The organism is Arthrobacter sp. P1_A5 (genome assembly GCF_056406825.1).
In genome coordinates, this window is the sequence record NZ_JBFTZL010000023.1 from 17,716 (window position 1) to 30,384 (window position 12,669).

Genomic DNA, 12,669 nt, shown 5'->3' on the forward strand with positions numbered 1-12,669 from the left:
CGAATCAGACAATGCCAGGTCACGACCAGAGCCAAGCAATAGCTTCGCTGAAAGCCACGGCTAAGAGGAACCTTCGGCGTGTGTGGCGGGCATTGCCCAAGGAGCAGCAGACCAAGTTCCGGAGAATGGCACACCCCGCGAACCTGGCCCGGGTCCAGCGGATGCTGGGGACAACGGGGGTTGCACGCCTTCAGCTAGCGCGGCTCWCTGTTGTCGTCCTGGTCACAGACTATGCTCCCAATCCGGAGGCCACGCTGCGCAGCGTGGTGGGCCAGCAGCCGTCCGCACTGGACATGATCGTCGTCGACACGTCCTTGGCCGGCCTGGGCAGAACATCCGCACAGGCGTTCGTGCGGCGGGACGGCCGTGTGAAGTACCTCGCCCTGCCCGGCACCGGCGAGGAGGAAGCCCGGAACCGGGCTGTGGCTTCGTCGCGGGCCCCGTACCTGATGTTCCTCACGGCCGGCGACGTGGTCGAAAACCGGGGCCTGGACATCATGTACCGGTCGCTGCGTGAGACAGGCTCATCCTTCGCCGTCGGCATGACAGGAATATCCAAGGGCAAGTCCAGCACCACCCCATCCTGGCAGCGGGAGATCCACGCTGAACCCCGGGCCGCCGCGGCCGTCGCGGACGTGCCGGAGATACTGCTCGATGGTGCACTCGCCAACAAGCTTTTCACCCGTGACTTCTGGATCTCGGCCACTGCCGACGTTGCACTCGCCCGGGAGCACTGGCAGTACGAGGCAGTCGCGACCCTTTACATGCGCGCCGAGTCATTCGACATTCTTGATGCCCAGGTCATAAACACGTCCATTGACTCCGCAGTTCGCCCTCCTGCCCGCGAGCTTCTGTGCCAGACGGAGTACCTCAGTGACCGCTTGCACCGGCTTGAGGCCCTGGCCTCCGTGGTCAACACGGTCTCGGCTCCTGACCACTACCGGCGCTGGCTATCCGGAGAACTGGGCAATGGGCTCTTCCGTTACTACGAGGTCGTGCCGCGTACGGAACCCGAGTATTGGGATCTGTTGCACGCCACCGTGCTGCGCCTCAGCGACGGCCTGGATCTGGACTGGAATGCCATCCGGATCCACAACCGGCTGATCCTCTCCGCCGTGCTCACGGACTCACGCGCGGACGTAGTCCGAATCTGCAACCACCGGAGCGACTACGGTTCCAGCTTTCCGACGCTGATTACGGACTCCGGGATCCTGGCGCAACCCCGGTACCTGGCTGAGCTTTCAGGCTACGATCCGGATCTGCTGGCCTGCAGCGATGACGATCTTCAAATGGTGAGCAGGATGACTCACTTCGACTGGCAGCCCGACGGCCGGCTGATGATCGGAGGGCATGCGTACATCTCCTCCGTGGACCCGGCTGACGGCAGCCTCTCCATCCATGCGTCCTTGGTCAACGCCAGCAGCGGGGCGACAGTCGCTCTGGCGGTGGAGCGCCACTCCGACAAGTCCATCGACTGGCAGTCCAACGACAACTGGACGTCCTACGCCGAGGCAGGATTCAGTGCTGTCATCGATCCGGCCGTGATGTTGGCAGACGATGAGGCCACGGCGCCCGCCAACTGGCACGTCCTCCTGACTGTCAGCGCCGGCGGCCGGACAATCGCAGCGCCGTTGAGGCTCCGTGACCTGACCGGGTCCACCGGGCAGTTGCCCGTGGGGCCCATGGTGGGCTCGTCCCGGATGGCAGTGGAGATGCGCGCTGCCACCACTGGCCTGACCTTCGTTCCGGTGACGCCGCTCTACGTGGCGACATCCGTGGACCTCACCGGGCGAACCCTGCGGCTGACTGTTGAAGCCGCTGACGGGGCCCCCGTTCCCGCCAAAGTATCCATCGAGAGCCGAAAGTTTGGCATCCGGAAGACTGCGACTTTCCAGGAAGTTGACGGAAACCGGGCTGTCTACGTCATCAACGTCCCGGCGCTGGGCAGTGGCGCCGGGAATACGACCGAATATGAATGGCAGCTGCGCCTGGAAAGCGGCGCCAAGGGCCCGCAGCCGGTGGCGTGGCCGGAGGGAACCGCGGAGTTGGAGTCCCGCTCGGATCAGACGCGAAGCCTCAGGCTGGGACTGACCGGTTACGGCTTCATCACCGTCGAAGAGCGCAAGAGCCGAATCATTGCTTCGACCGTCGAAGTCTCAGCCGACAAGCGGACCCTGCGCATTGCAGGCACAGCGGACATGCATGTCATCCGTGCACCGCGGGTTGTCCTCTCCAGCGGGAAGGCCGTCATCCCGGCGACGGACGTTGTCCTGCAGGTCCGCACCAACGATGGAAGCAATGCGTTCACCGCCGATTTCCTGCTTCCGCAGAACCCGTGGGGCGGCGAGGAAGTGATGCCCGAGGCGGGCGCCTACAGCGTGCGGTTCGTTTCCCCGGGAGTCGCCGACACCCTCGGCCACTGGATCCCGGCGTCATCCGGTCTGCAGAAGCAGATGCCGGCAAGGATGGACGCGGACCGGCTGGAGGTAGGCGTGAGCCGCACCTCCAAAAACGGTGCGCTCACTATCCACCTGCGTCCGCCGTTCGCGGCGGACGAGGTGGGAAGGTTCGAGCAACAGACGCTGCGCACTCCGGTCACGCTGGCCGGGAGCAATGAACTCAAGGACGCCGTTCTGTTCATGTGCTTCGGCGGCCGCCGTGCCACGGACAGCCCGCGACGCCTTCTGGAAGAGTTCCAGCGCAGGAGCAGCCAGTGGCCGATGTACTGGGCCGTCGCTGATTTCTCGGTGCCAGTGCCGGCCGGAACCGAACCGGTGCTGATCGGCTCCCGCCTTTGGTACCAGCTCCTGACCGAGTCCCGGATCCTGATCAACAACAACAATTTCCCGTTCTACTTCCGTAAGCGCGAAGGTCAGGTCTACATCCAGACCTGGCATGGCACTCCGCTCAAGAAGCTGGGCAACGACGTCGCGCGGACGAGCTTCTCCCTCTCCTACTGGAACCTCATGTGGCGCGAGGCGGAGTACTGGGATGCCCTCCTGGCGCAGAATGAATACGCCGCCGGGGTCCTTGCAAATTGCTTCGGCTTCGAAGGGCGGGTAGTAACCGAGGGCTATCCCCGCAATGACAGCCTTACCCCCGAACGGATGGAACAGAGCCGGGCCGCCATCCGGACCAAGCTGGGCATCCCCGAGTGCAAGACCGCGATTCTTTATGCTCCCACCTGGCGCGACGATGCAAAGAACGCCTCCAGGCAGTACGAGATGGTCACGTACCTCGATTTCGAAAAAGCCCAGCAGCAGCTGGGCAGTGATTACGTGCTGCTCCTGCGCGGACACCACAACATCGCAAGCCAGCGGCAGACGGCGGCCAACAAGTTTGTGATCGATGTGACCGAGTACCCGGAGGTCAACGACCTCTACACCGCCGCAGACATCCTGGTGAACGATTATTCGTCCGTCATGTTCGATTTTTGCGTGACGGGCAAGCCGATCATCTTCCTGACCCCGGACATCGCGCAGTACCGTGACTCGACCCGCGGCTTCTACTTCGATCTTGAGGGAAAGGCTCCGGGCCCACTCCTCAGCACGACGGAGGAAGTCGTTCATTCCATCCAGAACATCACGGACGTCTCCCGCCAGTTCGCCCCGAAATACGAAACGTTCGTCAAGATGTTCGCGCCCTACTGCGACGGGCAGGCGACGGCGCGCGTGTTCGATGCCCTCTGGCCGAATGGCCCGAGCGAACCGCTGATGGTGGGCACTGACAGCTCACCGTCCCTCCGCGAGAACTAGTCGCACCCGACAGCACAGGAATACCGGAATGGCCACCGCCAGCCGGTCATGCCACACGGCAGCAACCAATTTAGGACCCATTACAAATGAGCCCAGCGCAAAACACGATTGAACATGGCCTGCTTCTCGAGGAAAAGATGGAGTGGGAGACGGCCGTCGAGGTCTACACCGCCCTGCTCGCCGGGGCAGCAGGCGCCGACGCCGAACTGGCATTCCGTCTTGGGCATGCCCACTTCCACCTCGGGCAGTTCGATCAGGCTGCGACGCACCTCCAAACAGCTACGTCGCTGCAACATGGCATGGCTTCATGGCACTACCGGCTCGGTTACGTCCAGGAACAGTTGGGGCTCTTGGCGGACGCTGCCGAAAACTACGTCATTGCACTTGAGCTGGAGCCACACCGGGACCGCTGGCAGCGAAGGCTAAGCGCCGTGCGGGCTGCATACGCTATATCTGAGCCGGAACTGGCCCTTGTCCTGGCACAGCGACGGAACCCTGACTACCACTCGGAAAAGCTCACACGTCTTCGGGAAAACAAAGGCCCATTGTGGCAGGAACTGGAAATTCTGACTGCTGGAAAAGAAGCCCATGAAGGCAATGCCGCATGGCTTGCCCAGCTCGGGGCTGCACAGTTCGGCATGAAACGCTTCGGGGAGGCTGCGGCGACCTACGCCGAAGCTAACGCAATTCTTCCAGGGAACGCCGAATGGTATTTCTACGAGGGACACGCCAATGCTCTCAGTGGCCAGACCCAAAAAGCCGACGAAGCGTACGCCCTGGCCGTTAGTCACGATAAGAATTTCAAATCAGACGTCGTGGGTATCGGTGCATTCTTCCAGAAAAAGGGCGCGTGGGTAGAGGCRCTGGGACATTACCAGGATCAGCTGCGCAGGCAACCGGCCAATGCCGAGGTGGCCTACCGGGTCGGGCTGGCATTTGACCGGTGCTACCGATGGGCCGAGGCGGCTAAAGCGTACGAAGATGCAATCACACTCAAGCCGGATGTCCCGTACTGGCACTATAAGTTGGGGCTTGCCCGTGAGCGCAACTTCCAGTGGCTTGAAGCCGGAGAAGCCTACGGGGACGCGTGGCGGCTGGATGCATCCAAGAAATATTGGGCGTATCGAGCCGGCTACGCATTGGAGACAGCCGGTCGGGCCGAGCAGGCGTGTGAGTATTACCTGGTCTCAGCGTCCTACCCGGTGCCGCCGTCGCCCGCCGGCAGCCCAAACGCCGCAGAGGATAGTGACGGGTCACACCTCAAGGATTTACTGCACCAAATGGTGCCGGCACTGGCGGCGAAACAGTCGTCCGAGATTATGCAGCGTGCCGGCGACTTTTCCGCCCTGCTCGGCGCCTGGGACAGCGCAGAATCCGCGTTCGCTGAGTCCGTTGCCCGGAACAATGACTTCAGTCCCCGCTCCTTTTACTATCTCGGCGTCGCGCGCCACCGGATCGGGGACTTCACATCCGCCTGTGCTGCCTTCCGTCAAATGCGGATCTTCAAGACATCAGATGGCATCGACGTCGAAAGCTACCTGAAGAACAAGGCTCAGAAGAACAGCCTGGAGTACGTTGAGTACTACGAGACCCTTCCGCTGGAGCCGAAAATCATCCTGTGGGAAAGCAACCACGGCTCCTCCATAGGGTGCCACCCCCTGGCACTTTTCGACGAGGTCTGCTCCGATCCGCGTTACCAGGAATTCAGTCACTACTGGGCCATTAACAATGAGGACAACATCCCCGATCGTCTCCGGGGCCGAAAGAATGTGAGGTTTGTCCAGACAAACTCGGACTTGTACAAGAGAGTCCTGTCCTCAGCCGCACACCTCGTGAACAATGTGTCGTTTCCGCCGTATTTCATCCGCAAGGATGGCCAGAAGTACCTCAACACCTGGCATGGGACACCGTTGAAGACCCTGGGCCGGGATATGGCCGGCGGTCCCGTCGCCCACGCCAACATCGCCAGGAACTTCCTGCAGTCAACCCACATGATGAGTCCGAACCGCCACACGTCCCAGGCCTTGATCCAGCGCCACGACATTGAGGGCCTTTTCCGGGGCAAGATTGCGGTCACAGGCTCACCACGAATTGACGGCCTGGTAAACGCTGACGAGTCCAAACGCCTTCAATTGCGGTCCCAGCTGGGCATCGCCGCGGATGACTCGAAGCCGGTGGTTCTCTACGCTCCCACCTGGCGCGGCGCCTCGGACGACAGATTCGTCGACGCCAGCAAACTTCAGGAAGACCTCGCCGCCATGCGCGGAGCCAACCATCACTTGTTTTTCCGGGCCCACCGCCTCACGGAGGGACTCCTCGACGGATTCGATGCCGGCTCCTCGATTGTCCCCGGTGATATCGACACGAATGACCTGCTTTCCGCGGTGGACGTGCTCATCACGGACTATTCGAGCATCTTCTTCGACTTCCTCCCCACGGGCCGGCCTATCGTCTTCTATACCTTCGATCTGGACGACTACTCACAGGACCGCGGTCTCTACTTCGACATGGAGGAGATGCCCGGCACCCTCGTGCGGGAAAGGTCGGATCTCGCGGCAAGCATCCAGAATTCGCTGACTAGTGATCCGGTCTCCGATCCTCGGTATCTGGCTGCCAAGGATCAGTTCTGCCCCTGGGAGGATGGCAACTCCGCCAAGAGAGTGGTCCGGTTCTTCCTCGAGGACGACCCCGACGGACTGGCTGATGAACCTGCCGAGGAGAAGACCACTCTCCTGTTCCACCACGGACTGCTCCCTAACGGCATTGCAACGTCCTTTCGGAACTTGGTCTCCAGTCTGGACACCTCGCGTTTCCGTGCCGTCCTGGTAGTTGAACCTGCAGTCCTGGCAGCCAATCCCGCGAGGCTGGAAAAATTCCGGGAACTGCCTGACCACGTCCAGATCATCGGCAAGGTCGGTGTCCAGTCCCACACACCGGAGGAACGCTGGATCGCGCGAAAGTTGACGGCGAACCTGGACCTGCCTTCAGCGGCACAGTGGCAGATTTATCGTTCGTCCTTTGCCCGTGAATTCCGTCGAATCTTCAGTGACAGCCAGTTTGATTCGGTCATCGAGTTCGACGGGTATGCGCCGTACTGGTCAAGTTTGGTGGCCTATGGTCCGGACCATGCGCATAAATCGATTTACATGCACAACGACATGGCCAACGAAAAGCTGATGAAGTTCCCCGTGCTGGAAATCATTTTCCGGCTGTACCGTGATTTCGACGCGCTCATCTCCGTGGCGTCCAGCGTTTCCGACAGGAACCGCCGCGAATTGGCCGGACCCTACGCCCTCGAGAGCACAGCGTTCACCCACTGCGATAACCAGATCGACCCGGGCCAGGTTAACAAGGGAGCCGCGGAACCCCTCGACAGCGACATCGCCGAGTGGTTCGAGGGCGGACTCTACAACTTCATCGCAATTGGTCGGTTGTCCCCGGAAAAGGACCATCGAAAACTGATCAGGGCCTTCGTGCGTTTCCACGACTCCCATCCCGGAGCCAGGCTCATGATCGTCGGTGACGGGCCCCTCCGCTATGAACTCGAGAAGCTGATCGTCGGCCAGAAGGCTTCCGACTACATCTGGCTGGCCGGCCAGCGGGCGAATCCGTACCCGGCGCTGAAGCACGCCCATTGCTTCGTCCTGTCATCTCTCCACGAGGGCCAACCTATGGTCCTCTTTGAGGCCATGATTTTGGGTGTTTCGATTGTCTGCACCGAGATGCCTGGACCGCGGGATGTCCTGCAGGACCGCTATGGCCTGATTGTGGAGAACTCGGAGGACGGTCTGCTTGCGGGGCTGGCAGCAGCCGAGCGTGGCGAGCTTCCCCATGAACACTTTGATCCTTCGACCTACGTTGCGAGCGCGCTGAACCAGTTCTTGACCCACAATCTCACTGAAGGGGACCCGGCCAGGGTCTAATTGGATTGCGGCAGGCCGCGACCACGATACTGTCAGTAGCGAAGTTCCCGGAAGGAATGAGAAGTCCACATGAAGTTGGTTAGTCCCTATACATCCTCCGCGCGTCCCGTAAACTTCAAGTTTCGAGCCGCGCGGAAGGGGGCTAAGCACCTCATTGTCATATTTACCTCCATCCGCGCCGATAGAAGTTGGCTTGACTTCGACCACGACGGTCCACTGCTGGCCCACAACAGGGCCAATCTCCTTTGGATCTACGACGACTTTGGCGCGGAATATTCCTATTACCTGACAGAGAATCGTAACTTCGAAATCGAGGTGGCGGTTTCGCAGCTCATCGCTGAAGTAATAGATCAACTGGGCCTGAGCAGCAGCGACTGCACGATGGTGGGGATGTCCAAGGGCGGTTCGGCCGCACTGCGTCTTGGAATTAGGTGCAATGCCAAGAATATTTTGGCCCTAACACCCCAGCTCGCCATAGGCTCCTACCTGTTGAATCGAAAAAGAACAGCGATCATCGAGTACATGAGCGGCAATACGCTCGCGACGGACATCGAGTGGCTGAATTCATTAGTTCCGGAAGTTGTCCGGTCCGACTCCAACAGAGATCGAAACATATACCTGATCACTTCTCCGTACGATCCCCATTGCATAGATTATCTCGATGAGGTTCTGCCTTATTTCCGCCGTTACTCGAATTTTAGTCTCATTTCGACAGCGTCAGATCTGACCCGAAATCATCTTCAGACGCTCCACTACAATGTTCCGTTCGTCGTTTCCCTCCTAACAATACTTGCCGAGGGACTTGCACCACGGTTTGGAGAGGATTCCAACGGGTTTGGTTTTGACGGAAGCGGCCACAGGGACAAACACTTCAAGCTCGGTCCAAAACACGGAGGACTCCTGGCGGGCCCCGGATAGAAATAATCCAAAGAAGTTTATTCGCGGAGCTGGAAACCAGGCGCGAAGAACCGTCTGGTCGATTTGAAGAATTTTCACATGCGGAGAGAGAACGAACGCTGTCCATGGCGCGCAAACAAAATGTTCGGATGGTTGTAGAGCCATCCTCAATCAYGATGGCCGGGGCGACTCCTCTGGTGCGATCCGCGCCCAGGCCCCTCAATCAGAGACAACACAGCTACAGTGAGGAATTCGATTCTACGACCCTCTTTTACGACGTCTTTCAATCCGATGATAGAATCGTGCTTTCTGGACCACCGCTCCTCAATTTGAAGGCGGCGCTTGATCGCGCTGAATTCACTGACGACAGTGGCCGTATTCTTCCGGCGCATCTTGAAGATATGGACCGCACGCAACGGTCATTTCTTCAGTCGCCGCAGGGATCCACGTTCATTTCGATCTTGTCGGATGAATTCTCGATTTCTACTTCCGTAGGCCCCGACCTGCGAGAAGTTTTCGCCGGGTTGAATGTCCTGTTCACGAAGTCTAGAGACAACCACTTGATCTGGATCCGCGATTGGGCGGAATTCCACGTCAAGCACCATGGCATCACCGGCCTGCTGATTTACGATAACGGGTCGACTGCCTACTCACCTGAGGAAGTCCTGCAGACTGTCGGATCCGTTGACGGGCTCACGTCAGTAGTAGTCGTGCGCTGGCCTTTCAAGTTCGGCCCCCAGGGCGGCGGTTGGGACGGGTTGAACGATGCCCCTTGGGACTCGGATTTCTGTGAATACGGGATTATGGAACACGCACGGTGGAGATTTCTCCCCTCGGCCAAAGCAGTCATCAACGCAGATGTCGACGAGTTGGTCCTGGCCAACGACAGGAAATCCGTTTTCGACGTGCTGGACTCCTCGTCGGCTCCGGTGCTCCGGTACCCCGGCCGATGGATCGAAAAGACGTCGGCCGTGCCCGGACGCGTCCCCCGGCATTCGGACTTTTCCACCTATGACATTTCGAGGGGGAACGCTACTGCCAAGTGGGCAGCAAGGCCTGCCGATATCCCCGAAGTAGCACAGTGGAAAACACATGGCGTCCCGGGCGCCGACACCACAGAGACCACAGACGTGATGCACCGACACTTCATGGCCATTAGTTCTGACTGGAAGCGGTCTCGAACGGGCACGCGAAAGTTCACGCCAAGTAATCAAAGGACCGATCAAGCCCTCGTAGATGCGGTGAGGCATGCCTTTGACCTGGATTCAGCTGAGGTTGACGGTCCAGTCGCTGCGGATAGTCCCATGCTGGTGGTCCCCCACAAAACCCTGGTTGCACTTCAGGCGATACTGGAGCAGGACAAGACACTCGGTTTGCATGCCACAAAGCTATGGTTCTATTCCACTCGCTGCCTGGTCCTGGACATGGAATGGAGCCGTCGGCGAGTCGCGATCGATATGGTACTGACCGACGATGACATCGTTGTCAAGTTGCATGCCAGAGATGCGGTCGGCCAGAAGCTACTGGAGAGAGTGGTTTCCCAAACCGGCTGCCTTTTTAGGTCGGGGAAATATATCGTCGCGCGAGTTCGACTTGAGGCGGTTCCGAGCGCGACTGCTTCGGCGCTTCTCCGGATTATCAATAATCTTTATGTGAGGGGCCAGGAGCCGGACGACAATCCCGCTGTCGGACTCGTGGCTGAGGGCCTAGCTTCCAACTAGCTCATCAGCGGAAAAGATCGAAGGGACGGTKTCCGGAATCTCGTTCATTTGGAGATGCTTGCGGACCCAATTGATTTTTTCGCGATGAACCGTGGCCGGCGACCCCAGGGCGAGAGTGAACGGCGGGACTGGACGCGACCGTGTGACAACACTTCGTGCCCCGATCACGCACCCGCTGCCGATCGTAGAGCCAGGCATCACGAAAACTTCCTGGCCTATCCACACATGGTCACCGACCGTGATGGACTCGGAATGGTTGATGCGCTCACCCGTGACGCCGTCATAGATCGGGTGGGAATCGTCAGCGCGGATGCGGCACTGGTTGGCGATCAGCACATCATCGCCGAACGTAATGTTTGCGCCTTCCGCCGTCGTTATCTGCAGGTCAAACCCGCTGTAAAACTTGTCGCCCATTGAAACAGTGCAGTCCAGGCCCAAGGTGATCCGGCCCCGGTACCAGGCCCACACCCCCATCGTCACCGATGAGTTGTCCCGGTGAAAAACAATTGATCCGCCGAACTTGGATCCGCTTCCAAAGACGACCAGGCAATTGGAGCCCTTGAACTCTATCGAGGCGCCAGGGGAGCAAGCGGGCGACCCTACAATTCTGTTCCCTTTTGCGTCCGAGTACTCCCGGATGTCCTGGCCCTTCAGTATTACCGTCATTGCTGTCCCTCAGTGTCTCTAATGCCCGCTCTCTGGACCATCAGCAACCTTACCGCAGTGCGGTCCCAGGCACGTGCTGGCCGAAGGAGAATGGGAGTCGGCAAACCTCAGGTGAAACGCAGTTTTTCCGCAATATGGCCCGCGAATGGTCAACGAGCACTTATCATCCAAGAGCAGGGTGTGAGCAATTGAGGGCTAAATCACAGTATGGCCTTGCGCGTTGTGCTGATGGATTAGCGCGTGCCAGACTATGGTGTCCCACAGCACCTTGCATCGCCTAAGCGCAGCATTTACTCGCACCGTCTCGTGCCTTTCTGGTGCCAACGTCCCATTGATAAGGTCTCGCATGCCAACAAACAGTCGCGGCTCAACGTTTCGTCTTCGTCCGCTCTCTATTCTGATCATGGCAATACTCCTCCTTCCTTTGGGCGCCGCCGGTGCAAATGCCGCCACTCCGGCCCCATCTGGTCTCAAGTCGCCCGCTCAAACAAGCACGTCCGTCTTCCTTTCCTGGAACGCTGTTAGCGGCGCGCCGAGATATCGTGTCCAGTACTCCGCCAAAGCCGACTTTTCGGACTCGACCTACAACCGGTACACAACCACTTCCACCGAGATGCGCGGACTTAAAAGCAACACCACCTATTACTTTCGGGTCAGGGTCATCTCTGCGGACGGCACTACGAATCTAAGCCCGTATTCAGCCTCCATAACCGCCAAAACAAAGGCTGCACTCGTGATAGCCCCCGTGGTCAATCCACTAACGATTGCAAGCTACAACGTGAAGTGTGCCAACTGCTTCGCGGGAGCCGCCAATGAACTGACGTGGGCTGGTCGCCGGGCCTCCGTCGTCGCCAATATCAAGGCGCAAATGCCAGACGTGATGGGTGTACAGGAAGCTTCCCAGGGGTGGCTCAAGGATGACTCAAGGCCAGGTGGGGTCTCCCAATTTGAGGATCTCCAAGAGCGGCTCCAGGCGGCCGGCGCCAACTACCAGCTGGCCAATAACAAGCGCAATAACTGCGTGAAGGACACTACGCCCACTGCCTGCGTGTACGCCGATAAGGGCGCTTCGCAGGGCACGAAGCTTTTCTACAATGCTTCCAAGGTGTCCCTGGTCAGCCAGGGTTCCCTGGCACTTCCGGTAATCCGGGCAACAGACAACCCCCGCTACTTGGCCTGGGGCATCTTCACCCAAAAGTCGACAAACAAGAAATTCTTTGTCGGCGACACGCACCTGGAGCCCGGCGGCGGAACTGACCTCCAGGATCTGCGTAAGCGGCAGACACAAGCCATCACAGCGGAAGTCAAGAAACGGAATCCCAGCAACTTCCCCGTGCTCTTGACCGGTGACTTGAACTCGCACAAGTGGACAGCACCGACAAATGCCCCTTACGACGTCCTGACTGCAGCCGGATATATTGATCCGCTCGGCAACACGTATGCCTCCGATCTGCCCAGTGGAACGGCGACAGCTGAGAAGACGGTGGGTGCGAACTACGACAGCTTCAACGCTTTCAACCGTCTCGCGAACGCGCGCAACTCATGGGGCAACGGCACCTACTTGGACTATATCTTCACGTCCAAGATGCGCGTGGTCGAGTGGCGCACTGTGGTCAATGTCGATTCGAGTGGGAACTTCATCGGCACCATTCCCTCTGACCACAACATGGTCAAAGCGACAGTCCAGCTCCCCTAGGAGACAGTTCC

At 59.2% G+C, this 12,669-nt stretch carries 6 protein-coding genes; 5 read left to right on the forward strand and 1 reads right to left on the reverse strand.

Annotated elements, in window-relative coordinates; translation table 11 throughout:
• The first annotated feature begins 125 nt into the window (after nt 1–125).
• The 4 genes from AC1D1S_RS06425 to AC1D1S_RS06440 all read left to right on the forward strand — a co-directional run bounded on the left by AC1D1S_RS06425 (nt 126) and on the right by AC1D1S_RS06440 (nt 10,296).
• Nucleotides 126–3,755, forward strand: a complete 3,630-nt coding sequence (locus AC1D1S_RS06425) for a bifunctional glycosyltransferase/CDP-glycerol:glycerophosphate glycerophosphotransferase (RefSeq protein WP_476994006.1) — start codon at nt 126–128, stop codon at nt 3,753–3,755.
• 86 nt (nt 3,756–3,841) lie between these two features.
• On the forward strand, nt 3,842–7,678 hold the full coding sequence (locus tag AC1D1S_RS06430) for a CDP-glycerol glycerophosphotransferase family protein (protein WP_476994007.1): 3,837 nt from the start codon (nt 3,842–3,844) through the stop codon (nt 7,676–7,678).
• A gap of 69 nt (nt 7,679–7,747) precedes the next feature.
• Nucleotides 7,748–8,596: a hypothetical protein gene (locus AC1D1S_RS06435; protein ID WP_243177138.1), complete on the forward strand. Its 849-nt coding sequence runs from the start codon at nt 7,748–7,750 to the stop codon at nt 8,594–8,596.
• Between the two features lie 281 nt (nt 8,597–8,877).
• Nucleotides 8,878–10,296, forward strand: coding sequence for a hypothetical protein (locus AC1D1S_RS06440; RefSeq protein WP_476994008.1), 1,419 nt, complete (start codon nt 8,878–8,880; stop codon nt 10,294–10,296).
• Here the strand turns inward: AC1D1S_RS06440 and AC1D1S_RS06445 are convergent.
• Nucleotides 10,282–10,962: an acyltransferase gene (locus tag AC1D1S_RS06445; RefSeq protein WP_476994009.1), complete on the reverse strand. Its 681-nt coding sequence runs from the start codon at nt 10,960–10,962 to the stop codon at nt 10,282–10,284. The genes AC1D1S_RS06440 and AC1D1S_RS06445 overlap by 15 nt on opposite strands.
• Nucleotides 10,963–11,308: 346 nt before the next feature.
• Between AC1D1S_RS06445 and AC1D1S_RS06450 the strand changes: the two genes are divergently transcribed.
• Complete coding sequence (locus tag AC1D1S_RS06450; RefSeq protein WP_476994010.1) at nt 11,309–12,658, forward strand: endonuclease/exonuclease/phosphatase family protein; 1,350 nt, start codon at nt 11,309–11,311, stop codon at nt 12,656–12,658.
• Nucleotides 12,659–12,669 lie beyond the last annotated feature (11 nt).

Excerpts from the sequence above, each read along its gene's own strand:
- AC1D1S_RS06435 (WP_243177138.1), top strand. The coding sequence starts at position 7,748 with ATGAAGTTGGTTAGTCCCTATACATCCTCCGCGCGTCCCGTAAACTTC.
- AC1D1S_RS06450 (WP_476994010.1), top strand. The coding sequence starts at position 11,309 with ATGCCAACAAACAGTCGCGGCTCAACGTTTCGTCTTCGTCCGCTCTCT.